Consider the following 20,905-nt stretch of genomic DNA (forward strand, 5'->3'; position numbering starts at 1 on the left):
GACCACGGACGGGAGCGGATAAAACCTATTGTCATCGCTCTACACACTCTCGTGGCCGTGAAATGCCCGAAAGCGCTTTGCCATCAATGTCCGTGATACTAGTACACATGTATCAGCACGAAGGGGAGGACGTCTTCGTCGTGGACGCTCACATCCACAACTGGGACGCCAGCGAGGAGAACATCATCCACGAGGGCGGCGAGCAGTTCATCCAGTGTTTCTACGACTACCACACCGGGTTCACGCCCGAGGAACACCAGTGGGACCTCGCCGAGTACCGGAAGTACGGGTCCGACCGACTGGTCAAAGACCTCTTTCGCGACGGGAGCGTCGACATGGCCATCTTCCAGCCCACCCACCTCGAGGAGTTCTACGAGGAGGGGTTCAACACCGTCGACAAGAACGCGGAACTCGTCGAGGAACACCCCGAGCGGTTCATCGTGAACGGGCGGTTCGACCCTCGCGACGGCGAGGAGGGCCTCGAGGAACTCGAACGCCAGAAGGAGGAGTACGACATCACGGGCGTGAAGGTGTACACCGCCGAGTGGAAGGGCGACTCGAAGGGGTGGCGCCTCGACAGCGAGGAGGCCTTCGAGTACCTGGAGAAGTGTGCGGAACTGGGTATCGAGAACGTCCACCCACACAAGGGACCGACCATCCGGCCGCTGAACCGCGACGCCTTCGACGTGGCGGACGTCGACGACGCGGCGACGTCGTTCCCGGAACTCAACTTCGTCGTCGAACACGTCGGCCTCCCGCGCCTCGACGACTTCTGCTGGATTGCCGCCCAGGAGCCGAACGTCTACGGCGGCCTGGCGGTGGCGGCACCGCTCGCGCACGCCCGACCGCGGAAGTTCGGCGAGATAATCGGCGAACTGCTGTTCTGGCTCGGCGAGGACCGCGTCCTCTTCGGCAGCGACTACGCCATCTGGGAACCCGACTGGCTCGTCGAGGCGGTGATGGAGGCGGAACTCACGCCCGAGCAGCGCGAGGAGTTCGGCGTCGAGTTCGACCTCGACGTGAAGAAGAAGGTGATGGGCGAGAACGCCGCCACCCTCTACGACATCGACATCCCCCAGAAGGAGAGCGACCTCCGGACCGACGACATCAGCGAGGAGTTCGGCCTCGCCGACCAGTACGACCGCGGGCCGGCGCCCGCCGACGACTGATGAGCGTCGACACTCCCACCACCGGCCGGCCGGCCGTCGTCGAGCGATTGAAGCGAGTTACGGACCCGGAGCTCGACCGCTCCATCGTCGACCTGGAGTACGTCGAGCGAATCGAGGTCGACCTCCCCCGGGTGTTCGTCCGGTTCGCCCTCCCGACGGCGTGGTGTTCGCCCGCCTTCGCGTGGATGATGGCGAGCGACGTCCGTGAGGAGGTCGAGGAACTCCCCGGCGTCGGACGCGTCGAGGTCGAACTCGTCGACCACATGCACGGGGAGGAGATAACCGAGGGCGTCAACGCCGGCGACCCCTTCGAGTCGGTGTTCGAGGACGCCACCGAGGGTGTCGCGGCCGTGCGGGCGACGCTCGACGCCAAGGCCCGCCTGGCGCGCCAGTACGACGCGGTCGAGGCACTCTCGGAGGCGGGCCTCGCCCCCGAGCAGATAGCCGACCTGCGACGCGAGGACGTGACGCTCGACGCGGACGCCGACCGGGCCGCGGTAGCGGTTCGTGACGGCGCGCTGACCGTCTTCGCGCCGCGCGAACCGCTCGCCCGCGTCGTCGAGAAGGCGACGGAGACCGGTCTCGTCACCTCGGGTGAGGACCGTCTGTTCGCCTCGCCGGAGGGCGAGCCCCTCACGCCGTCGTCGTTCGACCTCGTCCAGCGTCGGGCGCGGCTGGCGAAGACGAACATGGGCGGGCAGGGAACCGTCTGTGACGGGTTGCGGCGCGCGCGCTACGGCGCGGACGACTGAGCGGCGGCAGGCGACACTGGCACCGATGCCAAACGATTAGCTTTTCTAGAGAGTACGGGGGGCAATGGCCGACAGAGAGCGTCCCGGACGGGGCGCGGACCCTCCGGACCCGCAGGAATCAGTCAGAGAAGCAGTCGAACAGTCGAGGAGCGGGGCGCCCGCCGCCGGGAAGGTCGTCCGCGACCGGTTCTCCTCCGACGAGGTCTTCCAGCGCATCGTCGCCGCCGCCGACGAGGAGATAACGTCCGGCAGCCGCGAACTGTTCTTCAGCGCGCTGGCCGGCGGCTTCGCCATCACCATCACGTTCCTGCTCTACGTCTCGGTGTCGGCGGAGACCGGCGAGGACCCCATCCTGAGCGCCCTGCTCTACCCGCTCGGGTTCATCTACATCATCATCGGCGGCTACCAGCTGTACACCGAGAACACGCTCCCGCCGGTGGCACTGACACTCGAACGGTTGGCGAGCGTCCCGGCGCTGCTGCGCAACTGGACGGTCGTGCTCCTCGGGAACGCCGCCGGCGGGGCGGCCGGAGCGACCGCCCTCGCCTACGGGGACGTGTTCTCGTCGGAAGCGGCGACGATAGCCGTCGAGGTGAGTCGGAAGGGACTGGAGACGGGGTGGTGGTCGCTGTTCGCGAAGGCCGCCTTCGCGGGCCTCATCGTCGCCGGCGTCGTCTGGGTCGAGTACGCCGCCCGCGACACCATCTCGCGGCTCGTCGTCGTCTACCTCGCGTTCCTCGCCATTCCGCTCGGTGGCCTCTTTCACTCGGTCGTCTCCATCACGGAGACGGTGTACCTGGTCCACCTCGGCGAGACCAGCGTCTTCGTCGGGATGACCCAGTTCGTCCTCCCGGTCCTGCTCGGCAACACCGTCGGCGGCGTGCTGCTGGTGACCGTCGTCAACTACTTCCAGACGACCGAGGAGCGCCTCGAGGACGCCCGGTTCGAGGGGGCACGCCGACAGCTCACGATGCGCGAGTGGCTGTTCGGCGGCTTCGTCGGCCGGTCCTACGTCCCGCTCATCGACACCACCGAACACCGGGGCAGCAGCACCAGCGAGGCGACGCGCCTCCTGGTCCCGATATCGAACCCCCGGACGGAGTCGCACCTCGTCGACCTCGCCTGCACGCTCGCCAGTCAGCGCGAGGACGCTATCGTCGAGGCGGTCCACATCGTCCAGGTGCCGGACCGCCTCGCCCGTCGGGGCTACGGCGGCACCCGGAGCAACCGCATCGTCAACGAGTCCGACCGGCTCATGGAACGGGTCCGCGAGCAGGCCGAGGGGTACGGCGTCGAGTGCGAGACGTCGACGGTCGTCTCCCACCGGTCGTTCGAGGAGATATTCACCCTCGCGCGCCACAAACGCGCGGACCTCGTGGTGATGGGCTGGGCCGACGACCGCCTGTGGGCCGCCGGACGCGCGGAGCGCTCGCTCAGCGAACTCACGAACAGCCTCCCCTGCGACTTCCTCGTCCTCAGGGACCGCGGCCAGGACGCCTCGCGCGTCCTGCTCCCGACCGACGGTGGCCCCAACTCCGACCTGAGCGCCGAGGTGGCCCGCGCGCTCCGGGCGACGTTCGGCTCCGACGTCACGCTGCTCTACGTCGTCGACGGGCCGGACGAGCGCGAGGAGGGCGAACAGTTCATCCTCGACTGGGCCGGGGAGAACGACCTCGGCGACGCGGACATCGTCGTCGACACCTCGGGGGACGTCGAGGCGGCCATCGCGCGCGAGGCGGCCGACCACACCCTGTTGCTCATCGGCGCGACGGACCGCGGCCTCCTCTCGCGGCTCATGACCGACTCGCTGCACTACGACATCGTCAACCGGGTCGAGCAGTCGATACTGCTCACCGAGCGCGCGACCGACCGGAGCCTCCGCGAGCGCATCTTCGGGGACTGACTAGTCGCGCCACTTGATGGAACAGCCCTGCGAGGGCATGAACGCCAGGTCGACCCGCTCGCCCGCGAGCACCGACTCGATGGCCTCGCGCACGTAGCACTCGGTCGGCTCGTCGTCGGGATTGAGCGCGTCGTCGAGGCGGCCGTGGTACGCCAGTTCGAACGCGTCCCCCTCGCGCGCGAAGAGGTACGGGTCGGGCGTACAGACCGCGCCGTACGTGCGGGCGACCTCCTGGGACTCGTCGCGGAGGTAGGCGTCGTAGCGAACCGTGCCGTCCTCGACGAGGTCGACCATCCGGTCGAAGGAGTCCTCGGGGTACTCCTCCGCGTCGTTCGAGTTGATACCGACGACGGCCACCTCGTCGTACTCCTCGGCGAGGTCGTTCAGCAGGTCGAACTTCGCCTGCGCGTACGGACAGTGGTTGCAGGTGAACATAAGCAACAGCGCCTCGTGGTCGGCGAAGTCCTCGAGCGAGTGGTCCTCGCCGTCGGTGCCGGGGAGCGTGAACGCCGGTGCCTCGTCGCCGCGTTCGAGTTCCTGGGTGGACTCTTCGAGCGTCATGGCCGAGGGTACGGAGCGGGGAGGGATGTGCGTTACTCCGGCTCAGTTCACCGTCGCGAGGTAGACGCCGACCATCGCCAGTGCGACGCCGAAGACGGTTCGAGCGGTGAGTGCCTCGTCAAGCGCGAGGGCGCTGACCAGCGGGCTGGTGACGAGAAAGAGGCCGAAGACGGGGACGACGACGTTGACGGGGCCGAGCGAGAGCGCCCGATAGTACGCGAGGATGCCGACGGCGAGACAGACCCCGCCCGCGAGCATGTACGGCGCGCGCGGGTCGGAGAGGGAACTCGTCACGGGTTCGTCCGTAACGAGGACGACGCCGAGGGCGATGACGGCGAGGATGCCGTTCGACACCAGCGCGACGGTCGTACTCGGGATGTTCTCCATCGCGGCCTTGGTGAAGATGGGGACGAACGTGTAGGCCACGAGCGCGACGACCGCCCACAGGAGGTAACCGGCTGCCATTGTGTGAACCGGGGGGCGCGCGGGGATGGCGGTTTCGAACCCGACGCGACGGGGACGCGTTCGGAGGCGCGCGTCGTGACTCGGCGGCGTGGGTGCTGGAAAACGAGGGTCGAACTGCCCGGAGGGGGTGATTCGCGCGGACCGGGTCGGGACGGAGGTACCGACGTCAGCGGGCGGCGAGCGGGCGGCCGGCGGTCGTCGCCTCGTCGCGGGCGACGGTCACCGAGACGCCGCGGGCGCGGAGGCTCTCGGCCATCCGACCGGCGGTGACCCCCGCGTAGTTCGCGGCCTGTTCGAGCGTGAGCTCGCCCGCTTCGTAGAGTGCGGTCGCCGTCTCGACGGCGTGAGTGCGCATGTGAACAACGATGTGGGTTACCCCTATAAGTATATCGTGAGATAATATATCTATAAGGTCGTATCGTTGACCCTTACAGGGGTTACAGGTTCTGGTGATTCCCTAGAGGGGCCGACGCCGGCGGCGAACCGGTCGGGGGACTGGCCGGCGTAGGAGGCGGCCTGTTCGAGCGTCAGCGTGCCGGAACGGTACAGTTCGGTCGCGAGGAGGACGGCGTGTCGACGCATGAGTACGAGTTCGGATACTTCGTTCAAGTATGTAAAGCTATCCCCGCTAGTGCCTAGTGAAATTAATATTCTATTGAACCTCCCGTGACGTTCGCCACTCATCGTGCGAACTATTCGCACGTTCGTCCGGTCGATAGGGGCCGGAACGGGCGGGAAGGGTCTGCCTCTGCAGTAAGCCTCTTTAGGGCGCTGGCCCCGTCTCGTGGCATGGACACGCAGCGCGAGGTCCTCGACCTGCTGTGCGAGAACGCCCGAGTCGAAACCGCCGACATCGCACGCCAGCTCGGCGTCGCGGAGGAGGAGGTAGCCGCGGCGGTCGACGCGCTGGAGGCGGACGGCTCCGTCCGCGGCTACCAGGCCGTCGTCGACTGGGAGGCGGTGGGCGAGGAGCGCGTGCGCGCGTTCGTCGAGTGCAACGTCACGCTCGACCGCGAGACGGGCTACGACGACATCGCGGGACGACTCGTGAAGTTCGACGAGGTGCGCACCCTCCGACTGGTCAGCGGGGACTACGACTTCGCGCTGACCGTCGAGGGCGAGTCGATGTCGGCGGTGTCGCGCTTCGTGAGCGAACAGGTCGCGCCCGTCCCGGAGGTCACCCAGACGGTGACGCACTTCATCATGGAGAGCTACAAGGAGGCCGGCATCGAGTTCGGTGACGGGCACGACGACGACCGCCTGTCGGTGACTCCATGAGCGAGGACGAGCCCATCACGGTCTCCGAGCGCGTGCGCAGCGTCCCGCCCTCGGGCATCCGGCGGTTCTTCGAACTCGCCGAGGAGATGGACGACGTCGTCTCGCTCGGCGTGGGCGAGCCCGACTTCACCGCGCCGTGGCGCGCCCGGCAGGCGGCCATCGAGTCGCTCGAACGCGGGCAGACCTCCTACACCGCCAACCGGGGGAAGCGCGAACTGCGCGAGGCCATCGCCGCCGACTGCGAGGCCCGCTACGGCCTCGACTACGACCCGGACGACGAGGTGCTGGTGACGGCGGGCGCGAGCGAGGCCATCGACCTCGCGTTCCGCGCGCTCGTCGACCCCGGCGACACCGTCGCCGTCGCCCAGCCCTCGTACGTCTCGTACGTCCCGGGCGTCGTCTTCGCCGACGGGGAGGTGCTGTCGGTGCCGACGCGCGCCGAGGACGAGTTCGTCCTCACCCCGGAGGCGCTCTCCTCGGTCGGTGCCGAGGGCGCCGACCTGCTGGTGATGTGCTACCCGAACAACCCGACGGGCGCGACGATGGACCGCGAGCAGTTAGCGGAGGTGGCCGCGTTCGCGCGCGAACACGACCTGGTGGTGCTCTCCGACGAGATATACTCGGAACTCACCTACGAGGGCGAACACACCTCCATCGCCACGCTCCCGGGGATGCGCGAGCGCACGGTCGTCTTCAACGGCTTCTCGAAGGCCTACGCGATGACGGGCCTCCGCCTCGGCTACGCGCTCGGACCGGCGTCGGCCATCGGGGCGATGAACCGGGTCCACCAGTACACGATGCTCTCGGCCCCGACGACGGCGCAACACGCCGCGCTCACCGCCATCGAGGAGTGCGGGGACGAGGTCGTCGAGATGCGTCGGCAGTACGACCGCCGGCGACAGTTCGTCCTCGCGCGCTTCGAGGAGATGGGTATCGACTGCTTCGAGGCGACCGGCGCGTTCTACGTCTTCCCGGAGTGCCCCTGGGACGACACGGACGCCTTCGCCGAGGCGCTACTGGACGCCGAGTCCGTCGCGATGGTCCCCGGCGACGCCTTCGGTGCGGGCGGCGAGGACCACCTCCGCGTCTCCTACGCCACCGGGTTCGACGACCTCCGGACGGCGATGGACCGCATCGAGCGGTTCGTCGAGTAACTTCGTTCGAGTCGAAGAATTATAGAGAAATAGACGCAAAGCTTTTTGACAGGTAAGTTTTGATACCAGTATGGCTATCGAGGACGCTCTTTCGGGCCGAGGCGTCGGCTCGGACGAACGCGACGAAGAGGAGGCGTCCGACACCTCATCTGAAACACCTGTCGTCGTCGGTGAATACACCTGGGAGGACTACAAACACGAGTACTTCTACGACGAGGACGGCGAACCGCCGCGCGACGCGGAGGGCGAGGCCGTCGAGTTCGACCCCGCCGAAGCGCTGGGGTTCGACCCCGCCGACCTGCCCGGACGGCTCGGACGCGGCGGCGACGCCGCGGAGACGCTCGCGGACATCGTCGACGCCCGCACCGTCGACGTCGACCCGGACCTCGACGAGGACGCGTTCTTCTCGACCGTCGAGGGCCACACCACCGTGGTCAACCGCTACGACCTCGAGCGGGCCGTTCCGCTGGTCAAGAAGTCCCACTTCAAGGAGCGCGACCGGTACTGGGTGAACGAACCCTACGCCTTCGTCGTCATCTTCCACTCCGAGAAGGAGAACGAGCGCAAGTACTACGTCGTCGAACCCCACCTCACGCCCGTCGAGCGCGACCTGAAGGACTTCCTGACCGGAAAGCTCCGCACCGCCATCAAGTACTCCGACGACGACGTCATCGTCAAGGGGAGCGACGACTCGCGCGCCGACGTCATCACCCGCGAGACGACGCGCCTGCTCGACCGCTACGACCTGTTCGACGGCGACGTCGCCACGCTCGTGGCGGACGCGAGCGACGAAAACGACGGGGACGGCGAGGACGAGGGCGACGGCTGGCTCGCTCAGCTCAAGGCGCTGTTCGGGGCCGAGGACGAACCGGTCGTCGGCTCCGGACAACTGGACGGCATCGCCGCCCGGCCCGAACCGGCGCTCATCGAGGAGGACGCGCCCACCCTCACCGAGTACCAGGTCGAGAAGTTGCTCTACTACCTCCGGCGGGACTTCGTCGGCTACGAGCGAATCGACCCGGTCAAACACGACATCAACGTCGAGGACGTCTCCTGCGACGGCTACAACTCGCCGGTGTTCGTCTACCACACCGACCACGAACAGATCATCTCGAACGTCTTCCACGGGGAGACCGAACTGGACGACTTCGTCGTGAAGCTGGCCCAGCGGTCGGGCAAGGGCATCTCGAAGCGCCAGCCACAGGTCGACTGTACGCTCCCCGACGGTTCGCGCGCCCAGCTCACCCTCGGGCGGGAGGTGTCCGACCACGGGACGAACTACACCATCCGGCAGTTCAAGGACGTCCCGTTCACCCCCATCGACCTCATCAACTGGAACACGTTCTCGCTCGAGGAGATGGCGTTCCTCTGGCTCTGCATCGAGAACCACAAGTCGCTCATCTTCGCGGGCGGCACCGCCTCCGGCAAGACGACGTCGCTCAACGCCGTCTCGCTGTTCATCCCCTCACAGGCGAAGATCGTCTCCATCGAGGACACCCGCGAGGTCGAACTCCCCCAGCGCAACTGGATCGCCTCGAAGACCCGCCCCTCCTTCTCCGACGACGGGACCGGCGACGTCGACCACTTCGACCTGCTGGAGGCCGCGCTCCGCCAGCGCCCAGAGTACATCGTGATGGGCGAGATTCGCGGCGAGGAGGGTCGGACGCTCTTCCAGGTCATGTCGACGGGGCACACCACGCTCACGACCTTCCACGCCGATTCGGTGGGGGAGGTCATCAAGCGGTTCACGACCGAACCCATCAACGTCTCGAAGACGATGTTCACGGCGCTCGACCTCGTCTCCATCCAGACGTCGACGCGCGTCGGCGGGAACAAGGTCCGTCGGAACAAGTCACTCACCGAGATAAACCGCTACGACGCGGAGAACGACGAGATAAACGTCCAGGACGTCTACCAGTGGCAGGCCGAGACCGACGAGTTCCTGGAGATGGGTCAGTCGAACACCGTCCAGGACATCAAGTTCGACCGCGGGTGGACCCAGGAGACGTTGGAGGAGGAGCTGTTCCAGCGAAAGCTCGTCCTCGCGTACCTCGTCGAGCGGAACCTGAACACGTACACGCAGGTCGCCGCCACGCTCCAGGCGTTCATCAACGACCCCGAGACCATCCTCACGCTCATCGCCAACGACGACCTCGAACGGAGCCTGGAGGACCTCCGGGAGATGGAGTCGGTCCAGATCGACATCGACCCCGACAAGGAGGCGATGGTGCCCCGTCCCGACCCGACGCCGGAGGACCTCGAATCCGCCCGCGCGTTGCTCGAGGTCGGCGACTCGCTCCTCGCCGAGTACCGGGGCCGGACCATCGAGGGGTTGCAGAGCGCCATCGAACCGGTCGCGGCGACCGTCTCCGTGCCCGAGTCGGCCGTCGAACCGGCCGACGGGCGCGGAGACGGCGAGGCCGACGTCGACGCTGACGGCGACGGCGACGGCTTCGAGGAGGCCCCCGAATGAGCCTGGGGACCGCGAACGACTCCCAGTTCGGCGGTACGGACGCGCTCGGCGACGCCTTCTACCCGCTCTATCGGTGGACGTTCGGAGACGACAGCGATTTCGTCCACTCGGTCGAGCGGAAGCTCGCGGCGTCGCGGATGCCCCAGACCGTCGAACTGTACCTCTCGCGCGCCCTCGCGGTGGGGTCGCTCGTCGGGCTCGTGCTGTGGCTGGTCGGTACCGTCCTCGTCTTCCTCGTGTTCGAGCTGTTCGTCCAGGGGACGCCGAGCATCCTCGGCCTGCCGCTCAGTCCGGAACTGCTCGCGCTCGTCCAGGCGGTGAAGGTGCCCGCGCTCATCGCCCTCGGCGGCATCGTCTTCGGGGCCGTCGGGTTCGCGGCGGGGTTCGGCACGCTGGTCGCCATCCCGTACCTCGTCGCCGGCGAGCGGAAACGCGAGATAAACGTCCTGCTGTCGGACTCGGTGTCGTTCATGTACGCCCTCTCGGTCGGGGGGCTGAACCAGCTCGAGATACTGGAGGCCATCGCCACCGCCGACGACACCTACGGCGAGGTGTCCAAGGAGTTCCAGAGCATCGTCCTCGAGACGCGCTACTTCGACACCGACTACCGGACGGCCATCCGCAACCAGGCCCACCAGACGCCGAGCGACGAACTGGGTCAGTTCCTCACGGACATGCTCTCCATCATCGACTCCGGCGGGAACATGACGCAGTTCCTAGAGGACCAGAAGGAGAAGCAGATGCGGACCTCGAAGCAGGAACAGGAGACGGTCCTCGAGACGCTCGAACTGTTCGGCGAGATGTACATGACGCTCTCGCTGTTCCCCCTCCTGCTCATCATCATCCTCGTCATCATGAGCATGATGGGCGAGGCCCAGACGATGCTGCTCTACGGGACGGTCTACGGGCTCATCCCGCTGGTGGGCGCCGGCTTCCTCGTGCTCGTCTCGACCGTCGTCCAGGACGAGGTGGGCGACGGCTACCTCCGCCCGGAGGACGACCGCTTCGACGACACCGGGTCGGGGCTGTTCAGCCTCGGCCTCGTCGAGCGCTACACGGGGCGCGCCGCGCTCTTCGACCGCATCGAGGCCCGCGAGGGGACCTACGAGACCGTCGAGATGCTCTCGAAGCCCCACCACTTCTTCCGCGACCACCCGCTGACGGTGCTGTTCGTCACCGTCCCCGCGACGCTCGTGCTGCTGGCGTTCTTCGTCGTCGCCGGGTTCGTCCCGCTCTCGGTCGACGGCCTCAAGGACGCCCCGGTCCGCGGGACGTTCTTCCTGTTCTACGTGCCGCTGTACGCGAACGTGCTCCCGCTGACGGTGTTCTACGAGTGGAACGTCAAGACCCGCCGGAGCGTCGTCGACAAGCTCTCGGAGGACCTCCGGAAGCTCTCCTCGGCGAACGACACCGGGATGACGCTGCTCGAGTCCATCGAGGTGGTCGCCGAGACGTCGCGCGGGCGACTCGCGGCGGAACTGGAGACCATCCACGCGAAGGTCAACTACGGGACGAGCCTGAAGGAGGCGCTCCGCGAGTTCAACAACAAGTACCACATCCCGCGGCTGGCCCGGACGATGAAGCTCATCATGAAGGCCCAGGAGGCGTCGAGTCAGATCACCGCCGTCCTGACCACCGCGGCGCAGGCCAGCGAGAACCAGGACGACATCGACCGCGACCGCAAGTCACGCACCCGGATGCAGGTCGTCATCATCATCATGACGTTCCTGACGCTGCTCGGCGTGATGGCCATCCTCAAGGTGAAGTTCCTCGACGTGATGGCCGGACTCGCCTCACAGGCGGGCGGCGGTGGCGGCGAGGCCGCCGCGGGGGCGGGCGGTGGCGGCGGCGCAGCGGGCGGCGGCTTCGCCGGCGGCGTCGACACCGACCTCCTCGCGTTGCTGTTCTTCCACGCGGTGACGTTCCAGGCGGTCATCTCCGGGCTCATCGCGGGCTACATCCGCGACGTGAGCCTCCTCGCCGGCGCGAAGTTCGTCGTCGTCCTGCCGACGGTCGCCCTCCTGGTGTTCCTCTTCATATGACCGACAGAGCCCAATCCACGCTCGACTTCGCCGTCGGCGTCAGCGTCTTCCTGCTCGCGGTGGCGTTCACCTTCGCGTTCATCCCCGGGATGACCCAGCCGTTCTCCGAGACGGTCCGCGTGAACCCCGCGACGGCCGACCGGGTGACGGACCAGCTCGCGGGCGACACGCTCGCGACGCCGGGCGAGCCGTATCGACTGGACGCGACCTGTACGGCGGCGTTCTTCGACGCGGGCCCGGACGGCGACGGCTGTCGGTTCGAGGGCGAGGGGTTCGACGAACGTCTCGGCCTCCCCTACCCCGACCGCGCGACGCCGCCGAACGTTCAGGTCGGCCTGTACGAGGGCGCCTCGAGCGATGCCGAGGCACTGTACTGGGACGGTGAGCGGGTCGCCTGGCCCGAGGACGGGTCCCCGGCCTCCGACGACGAGCGACTCGTCCGGTCGACCGACGGGCGGACGCCGAGCGGTTCCTCGAGCGTCGTCGTCTCGCGGCGCTCCGTGACCGTCGACGGGCGCGACGCCCACCTCAGGGTGAGCGTATGGTGAGCGACGACCGGGGGCAGGTCCACACGCTCGAGGCCATCGTGGCGGGCGTCATCCTCGTCACGGGCCTGGTGTACGCGCTGCAAGTGACCGCGGTGACGCCGCTCTCGGCGAGCACGTCGAGCCAGCACATCGAGAACCAGCAGGCCGCCGTCTCGGAGGGCGTCCTCGCCGCGAGCATGGACGACGGGTCGCTGGAGGAGACGCTCCGCTCGTGGGACGAGGACGAAGAACGGTTCCACGGCGCCGACGGACGGGAGTTCTTCGTCAACGACCGACCGGACAACGCGTTCGGCGACCGGCTTGGCGACACGTTCGAGGAGCGCGGGACGGCCGTGAACGTCGTCGTTCGCTACGAAGAGAACGACGGGACGGAGACGCAGAACGTCGTCTACCGCGGCAACCCGAGCGACAACGCCGTCACCACCACACAGACGCTGACGCTGTTCGACGGCGACCACCTGTACGGTGCCGACGGCGAACCCACCGAGACGCGGTTGGACGAGACAGACACGTTCTACGTCCCCGACGACACGAGCGACTCGATGGCGTACGCCGTCGTGACCGTGGAGGTGACGACGTGGCGGATGTGAACGAGAGGGGGCGCGGCCAGATGATTCTCGTGACGGGGCTGACACTCGCGGTGATACTGGTGGCGCTCGCGCTCGTCCTCAACACCGCCATCTACACGGAGAACCTCGCGACGCGCTCGGACGACCCCGGTGCGAGCGAGGCGCTCCGGTACTTCGAGAGCGCGGACCACGACGTCGGGGAGGGCCTCGACCGGACGAGTAGTCAGGACGAACTCGAGACGTTCGTCACAGAGTGGGACCGGTCGACGGGACGCGAAGGCGCTCGCGACGGCGTCAGGACATCGGTGACGCTCGACGAGGGGAGCGTCGTGACGGGGACGCGCGTCTACGACACGGACGAGACGACGACGCTCCCGGGTGACGACGCAGACGAGGAATTCCTCGAGGGGTCGCGGATACGCGGGTTCCGCGTGACCGCGAACCTCGACGCGGGCGAGTCGTTCACCGTCCGGTTCGACGGGGACGGCGCAGGGACGACCGTCGAGGGGGTCGACGCCTCGACGGTGCGAGTGTCGACGGACGAGGAGAGCTGTGAGGTGGCCGTCTCGGAGACCGGAACGGTGACCGTCGACTTCTCGGCGCGGACGGTCACCGGCGACGGCGACCCGCGTGGCTGCTCGGCGCTCGACTACACGACGGACTTCGGCGGCACCTACGACCTCGAATTCGAGAACACCGGCGTCCCCGGAACGTTCGAGTTCGTGACCGACAGCGAGGTCGGGTACGAACCCGACGAGGACGGTGAGGACACCGTCCAGGTCGAGGAGTCAGTCTACAGCGCCACCGTGGAGGCGACGTACGACGACGGGCACGTCTCGGCGTCGAGGGACATCCGTGTCGCCCCGCGGGAGGTGGGCGCGTGAGACCCACCGCGCTCCGCGGGGACCGACGGGGGGTGTCGACGGCGCTCGGCTACGTCCTCAACCTCGGCGTCATGACGGTGCTCGTCGTCGGGCTGGTGTTCACCGCGGGGACCTACGTCGAGGACCAGCGCGAGGGTGCCATCCGCGCTGAACTCGTCGTCGTGGGTGAACACCTCGTCGCGGACCTCGGGAGCGCCGACCGCCTCGTCGCGAGCGGCGCGAGCGAGGTGTCGGTCAGTCAGCAGGTGCCGGAGTCGGCCGCGGGCGTCTCCTACACCGTGCGCGTGGAGGAGTCGGGGGGTGGTCAGGAACTGGTCCTCTCGACGCGGGACCCCGCGGTGACCGTCCGGTTCGACCTCGTCACCGAGACGCCGGTGGCGGGGGGGGCGAGCGGCGGCGACGTCCGCATCGACTACGACTCGGCCGCCGGGGAACTGGAGGTCCGCAGTGACTGACCGCGCCGTCAGCGAGGTGCTGAGCTTCGTGCTGGTGTTCTCCGTCGTCGTCAGCGTGGTGGGCCTCGTCTACGTGAGCGGCTTCGCGGGGCTGGAGACGGCCCGGTCGGCCGAACAGGTCGACAACGCGGAGCGCGCGTTCGACGTCCTCGCCGACAACATGGCCGACATCCACCACCACCGCGCGCCGAGTCGCAAGACCGAGGTGAAGCTCGCCGACGCGCAGTTGCAGTACTCGGGGACGACGACGGAGTTCGACGTCACGGTGGGGGGTGTGACGGACGACGAGGGCGCGTTGCGTCACTTCCGGGCCGAGACCACGCCCATCGTATATAGCGCCGGAAGCGACACCGACGTCGTCTACGACGGCGGGGCGGTCGTCCGCCGCGACGGCGACTACGCGCGGGTTACCCGGGCGCCGCCGATACGCACCACCGACGACGGGACGCTCGTCGTCCAGTACGTCCAGACCAACGCGCGCGAGCGGGGCGTGAGCGGGTCGCGGACGGTCCTCGTCCGGGGGGAGCGCACCCGGTCCGAGATACTGGTGACCGACGAGGACTCGACGGAGAGCGGCGACCTGACCGTCACGATGAACGTGACGACGGCCTCCGAGCGCGTCGGGGCCTGGGAGTCGTACCTCGAAGGGGAACTGGGCTGTTCGCCGGAGAACGTCGAGCCGCTGGACGACGGTCGGACGCGGTTCACCTGCGAGACGGAGGCGAGTGACCTCACGGTGAGCGTGACGAGTATCGACCTCGAACTCAGTTGAGGTCGACGCGGACCTCGTTGTCGGTGACGTGGAGGTACGTGATGACGCTGTCGTCGGCCTCGTACTCGATGAAACCGTCGGAGTCGCGCTCCGAGACGCCGGCCGCCTTCCCGCTCTGCTGGTCCGTGACGCGGAGTTCGAAGTCCGGTCCGAGTTCGGCGAAGTAGTGTTTGGTGAGGAACTCGAGCGACTCGGTGTCCCCGAGCGTGTACTCCGCGTCGGCGTCGACGTCGGCGTCGTGTTCGTCGATGGTGAGGGAGTCGGCGAACGTCGCGTCCTCGTGCTCGAACGCGTTGAGGTCGCCCGAGACGTCCGCGTACGTCATCTCGGTGTCGGTCCCGGTGAAGTCGAGCGGGAGCGCGGCGATGTAGCCGCCGTCGTCGGTTTCGGCACAGGTCGCGGTGAAGTCCTCGTCGTTCCGCCACCCGTGTGCGACGCGCTCGCCGTCCTCGTAGGTACTGTAGTACACCGAGACGGTCACCGGGTCGTCGTCGATGTCCCCGTTCTTGTCGCACTTCAGGTTCCCCTTGTTCCTGACGGCGACTTCGAAGTGCTCGTCCCCCGAATCGACGTACGTCGACCACTTCAGGTTGCTGAACTGGGAGTTCTGGTCGTCCCGGCTCTGGATGGTGAAGTCGAAGTCGGTGAGGTTGTGGTCGTCGGGCATCCCCCGAATCTCGAAGTCGGAACCCTCCTCGGGGACGCCGAACTCGCCCTGTTCGCCCAGCGTCACGAGTTCGACGGTCGCCGTCCGTGCCTCGTCGTCGGTGGTGACCTCGCCGTCGGTCCGGTCGCGGAAGTACTCGGCCCACCCCTCGTAGTACTCGCTCTGGACCGTGACGGTGACGTGGCCCTCCTCGAGGGGGTTCTCGAAGTGGCGCGTCTCGCTCCCGTCGTAGGGCCGCGTCGAGTCCGGGAACACCCGCTCGAAGCCGTCGTCCGGACGCGTGACGCGCACCGACCGCGCTCCCGTGACTGACGCGGAGTCCGCCGCCGTGACGCGGACGGCGGGGAGCGTCATCGTCCCGCCGCGGTAGTGGAACTCCGGCGGGGAGACGAGGCGGGCGGCGCCGGCGTCGTCCTTGCGCCAGACGCCGCCGCCCTCGTAGGCGACTCGTGCGTCGCCGTTGCGGTAGACGAGCGCGCCCATCGGTTCGTCGTGGAGCACCTGGTCGGTCCCCTCGCCGTCGTAGTCGACGTGCGTGACCGTCATCCGGCCGGTGTCCTCGCGGACCTCGACGCCACCGTCGAACCGTCCCAGGTCGAGGCGCTGGGTCGCGGAGTCACCGAGCGCGACCTGCGAGGCGCGCGAGTCGAACTGCGTCATCGCCTGTTCGGCCCGGTCCAGGTCCGCCTCCCGGCCCGAGTCGTCGAGCAGGGTCGTCCCCAGCACCACGACGCCCGTCGTCCCGAGAGCGGTGATGGCGACGATGAGCACGACACCGATGACCGACGACTGTCCCCGCCCGGTGCCTCCTCGCCCGCTGCTCCCGAGAATCATACGGCAACAACGTATCGAGAATACAAAAAGAGTTGGTTTCGATAATTTCTATTTAGATGTTATCTATCGGGCGCCGCGTATTAGGTGCATAAGTCGTGTGGAATCACCTGTAGGTATTCGTGTCAATCTCAGGGAGAGGTTAAGTAGGTCGACGATGCTACTGGGTGGCACGATGGCTGACACCCCGAAGCAGACCCTGAAAGACGTCGACCACACACCACCCAACGGCGACTCCGTCGACAACGTCTGGGACCGAGGGACCGAGCGAGCGGAGTAGGGCACGGTTCGCCGGCCGTAGATTAATACGACGTGTCGTCCTACGAACGACTGTTATGCCCACCGTCGAACTCAGAGAGGAGACCCTCCGACGACTGGACGGACTGCGCGAGGAAGACGAGTCCTACGACGAACTGGTCGCCGAACTCATCAACATCTACGAGGCGGAGGAACTGACGCTGTTTCACTCCGGCGACGGGGTGTAACGCCGATTCACTCCCGTTCTTGGAGGTCGAACTCCACGGCGACCGAGAGCAGGTCCGATAGTTCCCGCGAGGAGAGCGACAGCGCCACCGTCCCCGCGCTCGCGTCGTACTCGACGACCCCGGCCTCCGCGAGCGCCGGCAGGTGGTTGTGCCGGAGCGTGAGCTGTTCGTCTCGGACGGCCCCTTCTGCAGGGTCGCCGTCCGTCGAGACGTCGGTTCTGGCACGGGCGAGGCGGACGGCGAGGTCCTCGACGGGGAGGGCACCCGCGTCGTTCAGGAGATAGAGGACGAACCGGCGACGCGTGCGCGAGAGCAACCGGAAGTACTGACTCACGGTCTCCGTGACGTCGTCGTGCCGGAGGCGTCGATTCTCGGGGACGTCGATCTGTGGACGATCGGTCGCATCGGTCGGCTCGATTCGATATGACATGGTCACTCATCGTGGCAGCCGACGACGAGAGGGACGACCGGAGGACGCGACGGTGCCGGTATCCCCACCTGTGTTCGAAGCACCCCGTCGGACTACCACCACACGTACTGCGACCATCACGGATTAGTATTTTATTCAGATACGAAACGACAATCAGAATTTACGAAGGGTTCGAGCGTGGCCGAGGCACCTCCGACGGCCCGGGTCGAACTCCAGCCGGCCGTGACCGATGACGCGGAACGCTCCTAACGTCAATAGTGTCAGTCAGGGATAACATACGCAACGTTTAATCGAGGATGTACTGTGGGTAGTTCTGAAATGACAGGACAGGGGGTGCAAGGAATCCACCCGGGTCGATGGACCGTCGCACGGCGGTGGGGAGGAGCGGTGGTCGGAGGTGCGAGCCAGTCTCGGTCCGGGGCGGAGAGCCGAGGGGGGAGGGTTCGGACGTGAGGGTCCTCTTCGATGTAACGCATCCCGCGCACGTCCACCTGTTCAGGCACGCTATCGCGATCCTTCGGGCGGGGGACCACGACGTCCGCGTTACCTCGCGGCGCAAGGACCTCACGACCGAGTTGCTGGACGCGTACGACATCGCCCACGTCCCGCTCTCGACGCGCGGCGAGGGCGTCGTCTCGCTCGGGGCGGAGTGGCTCGCGCGCGAGGCGCGACTGTTCGCCCGGGGGTGGCGCTTCGGCCCCGACGTCGTGGTCAGCCACCTCAACCCCGCGGCAGCGCACCTCGCCGCCCTCACCGGTGCGCGCGGTGTCGTGTTCAACGACCAGGAGGTCGCGGGCCCCGTCGCCCGAGGCACGTACCCGTTCGTCGCCGTCGTCTGCACACCCGAGCGGTTCACGCAGGACCTCGGCTCGAAGCACCGGCGCTACCGGGGGTTCCACGAACTGGCGTACCTCCACCCCGACCGGTTCACGCCCCGACCGGACCTGTTGCGTGCCCACGGCGTCGCGCCGAACGGCCGGTTCTTCGTCTGCCGGTTCGTCTCGATGGACGCCCACCACGACGTGGGCCAGGAGGGCATCTCGCCGGCCGCGAAGCGACGACTCGTCGAGTACCTCGCGACGAAGGGGACGGTCTTCGTTTCGAGCGAGGGGAACCGGGGGCTGGAGGGAGTCGACGGTGCCGCGGCGACACCCGTCCCGCCGTCGGACGTCCACCACCTGCTCGCGTTCGCCGACCTCTACGTGGGTGACTCGGGGACGATGGCGACGGAGGCGGCCGTCCTCGGGACGCCCGCGCTTCGGTGCAGTTCGTTCGTCGGCCCCGACGACATGAGCAACTTCGTCGAACTGGAGACCGAGTACGGCCTCCTCGTGAACGTCGCGGACGAGTCGAGCCTGTTCTCGGAACTCCACCGGCTGACCGACGACCTCGACGCGACCGGATGGGCCTGGCGGGAGCGTCGCTGTCGGCTACTGGCCGAGAAGATCGACGTGACGGCGTTCGTCGTCGAGACGATACTGGGGGAGGGGGACCCGCGTCGGGGGGAACGAACCGAACCCGCGACCGTCGGAGGACGTCGGGAGGACCATGAGTAGCGACGCCGGGCGGGGAGTTCCCGTCGGGGGGGAGGAGGCGGTCGCGGCGCCGATGGACGACGACCACCCCTACCACGTCTGTCTGAGCCACGACGTCGACCGGACGCGAAAGACCCTCCAGGGGCTCTACTACGCGCTGGTCGAGCGGCGCCCGTACCACGTCCGGAGCCTGCTCGACGGGTCGAACCCGTACTGGCAGTTCGAGACGATAACGTCGCTCGAGGCGGACCTCGGGGTCCGCTCGACGTTCTTCTTCCTGCAGGAGCAGCGCCTGCTCCGGGACAGGCCGAGACGCGAGTGGGTCGTTCCTCGGAACTGGAAGCTCTACTGCGGGCGCTACGACGTCACCTCGTCGGCGGTCCGGACGGTCGTCGAGTCGCTGGACTGCGAGGGATGGGACGTCGGCCTCCACGGGTCGTTCGAGTCGTACGACGACCCGCGACGGCTCGCGACCGAGAAGGCCACGCTCGAACGGGTGCTCTCGAAACGGGTGCGGGGGGCGAGACAGCACCACCTGAACCTCGACCGGCCGACGACCTGGGAGTACCAGCGACGGGCGGGCCTGCGCTACGACTCGACGCTCGGGTCGAACCACGTGGTCGGCTTCCAGCACGGCTACCACCCCATCCGGCCCTTCGACGACGACTTCGTCGTGTTCCCCATCACGGTGATGGACGCCCCACTCATGGCCGAGAGCGACGGCGTCGCCGAGGCGTGGGTGACGTGCGCGGCGCTCGTCGAGGAGGCGCGGGCGAACGGGGCGGTGCTGACGCTCGACTGGCACCAGCGGGTCTTCGACGACCGCGAGTTCCCGGGCTACCGCCAACTGTACCGCAAGCTAATCAGGACCGCACAGGCCGACGGCGCCTGGGTCGGGTCGTGCGGTGAACTGTACGAGAAACTCCAAGAGGACCGGCCATGACCGTAACGATAGAACGAACCGAGGACGAAACGGAGTGGAACCGACTCGTCGACCGGTCCCCGCAGACCGCCGTCTGTCACCGCCACGAGTGGATACGGACGATAGCGGAGTTCAGCGACGCGCGCCTGCACCCGCTCGTCGGGTACCGGGGGGACGACCCGGTCGGTCTCTTGCCCCTGTTCGACCTCCGGAAGGGGCCGGTGAGCGTCGTCTTCTCGCCGCCGCCGGACGTCGGCGTCGAGTACCTCGGTCCGGCGCTCGTCTCCGAGGACGGGTCGCGCCGCAGCCGCGACGCGGCCTGTCGGGAGTTCGTCGAGAGCTGTCTCGAGTACGTCGAGTCTGAACTCGCGCCGCAGTTCGTCTACCTGAAGACGACCACCCGGTTCGAGGACGTCCGACCGTTCCAGTGGAACGGCTTCGACGTCGAACCGAAGTTCACGTTCGTCGTCGACGTCGGCGACGACCCGGAGCGACTCCAGGCGGGCTTCTCGCGGAGCCTTCGACGGACGCTGAACACGGAGTTCGAGCGCCCCTACGAGGTCACGGTGGGCGGCGAATCGACCGTCGCGTTCGTCCACCGCGAGATGCGAAACCGCTACGAGGCACAGGGCAAGCGCTTCGCCATCGACCTCGACTACGTGAAAGCGCTCTACGAGCGCCTCCCCGAGGGGTCCGTCCTTCCATACCGCTGCGAGGTGGACGGCGAACTCGTCGGGGGGAAAGTCTGCGTCGGACACGAGGGGGTCCTCTACTCCTGGCTCGAGTCGGGCATCCCCGACCCCGACTTCCCCGTCAACGAGGTCACCACCTGGGAGATACTCCGCGACGCACCGTCGCGGGGCGTGACGGCCTACGACCTCTACGGGGCGGACGTGGCGAACATCGCGTTCTTCAAGTCGAAGTTCAACCCCGACCTCGTTCACTCGTACACCGTCTCGAAAGGGTCGCTCCCCATGCGCCTCCTCGAACGGGTCTACCGACGACTGTGA

General features: G+C 67.5%; 23 protein-coding genes. 17 read left to right on the top strand and 6 right to left on the bottom strand.

All coding sequences use genetic code 11. From position 1 onward, the window contains the following. Positions 1-107: 107 nt before the first annotated feature. The 3 genes from P1Y20_RS06275 (at position 108) to P1Y20_RS06285 (ending at position 3,824) form a co-directional block, all read left to right on the top strand. A complete protein-coding gene (locus P1Y20_RS06275; protein ID WP_304447806.1) occupies positions 108-1,169 on the top strand; it encodes an amidohydrolase family protein in 1,062 nt (353 codons plus the stop codon). Continuing rightward, positions 1,169-1,921 (top strand): metal-sulfur cluster assembly factor, encoded by a 753-nt coding sequence (locus P1Y20_RS06280; RefSeq protein WP_304447807.1) that lies wholly within the window; start codon positions 1,169-1,171, stop codon positions 1,919-1,921. The genes P1Y20_RS06275 and P1Y20_RS06280 overlap by 1 nt, the downstream gene beginning before the upstream one ends. A gap of 64 nt (positions 1,922-1,985) precedes the next feature. Then, the gene (locus P1Y20_RS06285; protein WP_304447808.1) at positions 1,986-3,824 is read left to right on the top strand and encodes a formate/nitrite transporter family protein; all 1,839 of its coding nucleotides are present in this window, start codon (positions 1,986-1,988) and stop codon (positions 3,822-3,824) included. Here the strand turns inward: P1Y20_RS06285 and P1Y20_RS06290 are convergent, their stop codons facing one another. The 4 genes from P1Y20_RS06290 to P1Y20_RS06305 all read right to left on the bottom strand — a co-directional run bounded on the left by P1Y20_RS06290 (position 3,825) and on the right by P1Y20_RS06305 (position 5,432). Next, complete coding sequence (locus P1Y20_RS06290; protein WP_304447809.1) at positions 3,825-4,385, bottom strand: thioredoxin family protein; 561 nt, start codon at positions 4,383-4,385, stop codon at positions 3,825-3,827. Positions 4,386-4,427: 42 nt separating this feature from the next. Then, a complete protein-coding gene (locus P1Y20_RS06295; protein WP_304447810.1) occupies positions 4,428-4,850 on the bottom strand; it encodes an EamA family transporter in 423 nt (140 codons plus the stop codon). A gap of 166 nt (positions 4,851-5,016) precedes the next feature. Next, positions 5,017-5,205, bottom strand: coding sequence for a DUF7317 family protein (locus P1Y20_RS06300; RefSeq protein WP_304447811.1), 189 nt, complete (start codon positions 5,203-5,205; stop codon positions 5,017-5,019). 50 nt (positions 5,206-5,255) lie between these two features. Continuing rightward, entirely contained in the window at positions 5,256-5,432 is a 177-nt protein-coding gene (locus P1Y20_RS06305; RefSeq protein ID WP_304447812.1) for a DUF7317 family protein, read from the bottom strand. Between the two features lie 207 nt (positions 5,433-5,639). Here P1Y20_RS06305 and P1Y20_RS06310 point away from each other — a divergent pair, with 207 nt between their 5' ends. From P1Y20_RS06310 to P1Y20_RS06350, 9 genes are all read left to right on the top strand, one after another. Further along, complete coding sequence (locus tag P1Y20_RS06310; protein ID WP_304447813.1) at positions 5,640-6,128, top strand: Lrp/AsnC family transcriptional regulator; 489 nt, start codon at positions 5,640-5,642, stop codon at positions 6,126-6,128. After that, positions 6,125-7,282: a pyridoxal phosphate-dependent aminotransferase gene (locus P1Y20_RS06315; RefSeq protein ID WP_304447814.1), complete on the top strand. Its 1,158-nt coding sequence runs from the start codon at positions 6,125-6,127 to the stop codon at positions 7,280-7,282. The genes P1Y20_RS06310 and P1Y20_RS06315 overlap by 4 nt, the downstream gene beginning before the upstream one ends. Positions 7,283-7,352: 70 nt before the next feature. Next, complete coding sequence (locus P1Y20_RS06320; protein ID WP_304447815.1) at positions 7,353-9,755, top strand: type II/IV secretion system ATPase subunit; 2,403 nt, start codon at positions 7,353-7,355, stop codon at positions 9,753-9,755. Further along, entirely contained in the window at positions 9,752-11,797 is a 2,046-nt protein-coding gene (locus tag P1Y20_RS06325) for a type II secretion system F family protein (RefSeq protein ID WP_304447816.1), read from the top strand. Before P1Y20_RS06320 ends, P1Y20_RS06325 begins: the two co-directional genes overlap by 4 nt. Then, positions 11,794-12,345: a DUF7287 family protein gene (locus P1Y20_RS06330; RefSeq protein WP_304447817.1), complete on the top strand. Its 552-nt coding sequence runs from the start codon at positions 11,794-11,796 to the stop codon at positions 12,343-12,345. Before P1Y20_RS06325 ends, P1Y20_RS06330 begins: the two co-directional genes overlap by 4 nt. Beyond that, positions 12,339-12,935, top strand: a complete 597-nt coding sequence (locus P1Y20_RS06335) for a DUF7288 family protein (protein ID WP_304447818.1) — start codon at positions 12,339-12,341, stop codon at positions 12,933-12,935. Before P1Y20_RS06330 ends, P1Y20_RS06335 begins: the two co-directional genes overlap by 7 nt. After that, the gene (locus P1Y20_RS06340; protein ID WP_304447819.1) at positions 12,923-13,798 is read left to right on the top strand and encodes a DUF7261 family protein; all 876 of its coding nucleotides are present in this window, start codon (positions 12,923-12,925) and stop codon (positions 13,796-13,798) included. Before P1Y20_RS06335 ends, P1Y20_RS06340 begins: the two co-directional genes overlap by 13 nt. Further along, positions 13,795-14,253: a DUF7266 family protein gene (locus P1Y20_RS06345; RefSeq protein WP_304447820.1), complete on the top strand. Its 459-nt coding sequence runs from the start codon at positions 13,795-13,797 to the stop codon at positions 14,251-14,253. Before P1Y20_RS06340 ends, P1Y20_RS06345 begins: the two co-directional genes overlap by 4 nt. Next, positions 14,246-15,025, top strand: coding sequence for a DUF7289 family protein (locus tag P1Y20_RS06350; RefSeq protein ID WP_304447821.1), 780 nt, complete (start codon positions 14,246-14,248; stop codon positions 15,023-15,025). Before P1Y20_RS06345 ends, P1Y20_RS06350 begins: the two co-directional genes overlap by 8 nt. Here P1Y20_RS06350 and P1Y20_RS06355 read toward each other — a convergent pair. Beyond that, positions 15,018-16,526, bottom strand: coding sequence for a DUF7289 family protein (locus tag P1Y20_RS06355; protein WP_304447822.1), 1,509 nt, complete (start codon positions 16,524-16,526; stop codon positions 15,018-15,020). The genes P1Y20_RS06350 and P1Y20_RS06355 overlap by 8 nt on opposite strands. 172 nt (positions 16,527-16,698) lie before the next feature. Here P1Y20_RS06355 and P1Y20_RS18885 point away from each other — a divergent pair, with 172 nt between their 5' ends. Both P1Y20_RS18885 and P1Y20_RS06360 read left to right on the top strand, forming a co-directional pair. Next, positions 16,699-16,803 carry a DUF7989 family protein gene (locus P1Y20_RS18885; RefSeq protein ID WP_465261615.1) on the top strand — a complete coding sequence of 35 codons (105 nt, stop codon included), beginning with the start codon at positions 16,699-16,701 and terminating at the stop codon, positions 16,801-16,803. A gap of 55 nt (positions 16,804-16,858) precedes the next feature. Beyond that, positions 16,859-17,008, top strand: coding sequence for a DUF7557 family protein (locus P1Y20_RS06360; RefSeq protein WP_304447823.1), 150 nt, complete (start codon positions 16,859-16,861; stop codon positions 17,006-17,008). A gap of 7 nt (positions 17,009-17,015) precedes the next feature. On the opposite strand, the gene P1Y20_RS06365 is transcribed toward P1Y20_RS06360, so the two are convergent. Continuing rightward, positions 17,016-17,438, bottom strand: coding sequence for a DUF7344 domain-containing protein (locus P1Y20_RS06365; protein ID WP_304447824.1), 423 nt, complete (start codon positions 17,436-17,438; stop codon positions 17,016-17,018). Positions 17,439-17,887: 449 nt separating this feature from the next. Here P1Y20_RS06365 and P1Y20_RS06370 point away from each other — a divergent pair, with 449 nt between their 5' ends. From P1Y20_RS06370 to P1Y20_RS06380, 3 genes are read left to right on the top strand one after another with little or no spacing between them, the layout of a single operon-like run. After that, on the top strand, positions 17,888-18,994 hold the full coding sequence (locus tag P1Y20_RS06370) for a DUF354 domain-containing protein (RefSeq protein WP_304447825.1): 1,107 nt from the start codon (positions 17,888-17,890) through the stop codon (positions 18,992-18,994). Then, a complete protein-coding gene (locus P1Y20_RS06375; RefSeq protein WP_304447826.1) occupies positions 18,987-19,916 on the top strand; it encodes a polysaccharide deacetylase family protein in 930 nt (309 codons plus the stop codon). The genes P1Y20_RS06370 and P1Y20_RS06375 overlap by 8 nt, the downstream gene beginning before the upstream one ends. Continuing rightward, positions 19,913-20,905, top strand: coding sequence for a GNAT family N-acetyltransferase (locus tag P1Y20_RS06380; RefSeq protein WP_304447827.1), 993 nt, complete (start codon positions 19,913-19,915; stop codon positions 20,903-20,905). The genes P1Y20_RS06375 and P1Y20_RS06380 overlap by 4 nt, the downstream gene beginning before the upstream one ends.

It is taken from the genome of Halomarina ordinaria (assembly GCF_030553305.1).
GTDB classification, from domain to species: domain Archaea; phylum Halobacteriota; class Halobacteria; order Halobacteriales; family Haloarculaceae; genus Halomarina; species Halomarina ordinaria.

What these genes read in the sequence shown, in the direction of transcription:
- P1Y20_RS06275 (WP_304447806.1), top strand. Translation starts at nt 108, where the DNA reads ATGTATCAGCACGAAGGGGAGGACGTCTTCGTCGTGGACGCTCACATC.
- P1Y20_RS06280 (WP_304447807.1), top strand. Translation starts at nt 1,169, where the DNA reads ATGAGCGTCGACACTCCCACCACCGGCCGGCCGGCCGTCGTCGAGCGA.
- P1Y20_RS06285 (WP_304447808.1), top strand. Translation starts at nt 1,986, where the DNA reads ATGGCCGACAGAGAGCGTCCCGGACGGGGCGCGGACCCTCCGGACCCG.
- P1Y20_RS06290 (WP_304447809.1), bottom strand. Translation starts at nt 4,385, where the DNA reads ATGACGCTCGAAGAGTCCACCCAGGAACTCGAACGCGGCGACGAGGCA.
- P1Y20_RS06295 (WP_304447810.1), bottom strand. Translation starts at nt 4,850, where the DNA reads ATGGCAGCCGGTTACCTCCTGTGGGCGGTCGTCGCGCTCGTGGCCTAC.
- P1Y20_RS06300 (WP_304447811.1), bottom strand. Translation starts at nt 5,205, where the DNA reads ATGCGCACTCACGCCGTCGAGACGGCGACCGCACTCTACGAAGCGGGC.
- P1Y20_RS06305 (WP_304447812.1), bottom strand. Translation starts at nt 5,432, where the DNA reads ATGCGTCGACACGCCGTCCTCCTCGCGACCGAACTGTACCGTTCCGGC.
- P1Y20_RS06310 (WP_304447813.1), top strand. Translation starts at nt 5,640, where the DNA reads ATGGACACGCAGCGCGAGGTCCTCGACCTGCTGTGCGAGAACGCCCGA.
- P1Y20_RS06315 (WP_304447814.1), top strand. Translation starts at nt 6,125, where the DNA reads ATGAGCGAGGACGAGCCCATCACGGTCTCCGAGCGCGTGCGCAGCGTC.
- P1Y20_RS06320 (WP_304447815.1), top strand. Translation starts at nt 7,353, where the DNA reads ATGGCTATCGAGGACGCTCTTTCGGGCCGAGGCGTCGGCTCGGACGAA.
- P1Y20_RS06325 (WP_304447816.1), top strand. Translation starts at nt 9,752, where the DNA reads ATGAGCCTGGGGACCGCGAACGACTCCCAGTTCGGCGGTACGGACGCG.
- P1Y20_RS06330 (WP_304447817.1), top strand. Translation starts at nt 11,794, where the DNA reads ATGACCGACAGAGCCCAATCCACGCTCGACTTCGCCGTCGGCGTCAGC.
- P1Y20_RS06335 (WP_304447818.1), top strand. Translation starts at nt 12,339, where the DNA reads ATGGTGAGCGACGACCGGGGGCAGGTCCACACGCTCGAGGCCATCGTG.
- P1Y20_RS06355 (WP_304447822.1), bottom strand. Translation starts at nt 16,526, where the DNA reads ATGATTCTCGGGAGCAGCGGGCGAGGAGGCACCGGGCGGGGACAGTCG.
- P1Y20_RS18885 (WP_465261615.1), top strand. Translation starts at nt 16,699, where the DNA reads ATGGCTGACACCCCGAAGCAGACCCTGAAAGACGTCGACCACACACCA.
- P1Y20_RS06360 (WP_304447823.1), top strand. Translation starts at nt 16,859, where the DNA reads ATGCCCACCGTCGAACTCAGAGAGGAGACCCTCCGACGACTGGACGGA.
- P1Y20_RS06365 (WP_304447824.1), bottom strand. Translation starts at nt 17,438, where the DNA reads ATGTCATATCGAATCGAGCCGACCGATGCGACCGATCGTCCACAGATC.
- P1Y20_RS06375 (WP_304447826.1), top strand. Translation starts at nt 18,987, where the DNA reads ATGAGTAGCGACGCCGGGCGGGGAGTTCCCGTCGGGGGGGAGGAGGCG.
- P1Y20_RS06380 (WP_304447827.1), top strand. Translation starts at nt 19,913, where the DNA reads ATGACCGTAACGATAGAACGAACCGAGGACGAAACGGAGTGGAACCGA.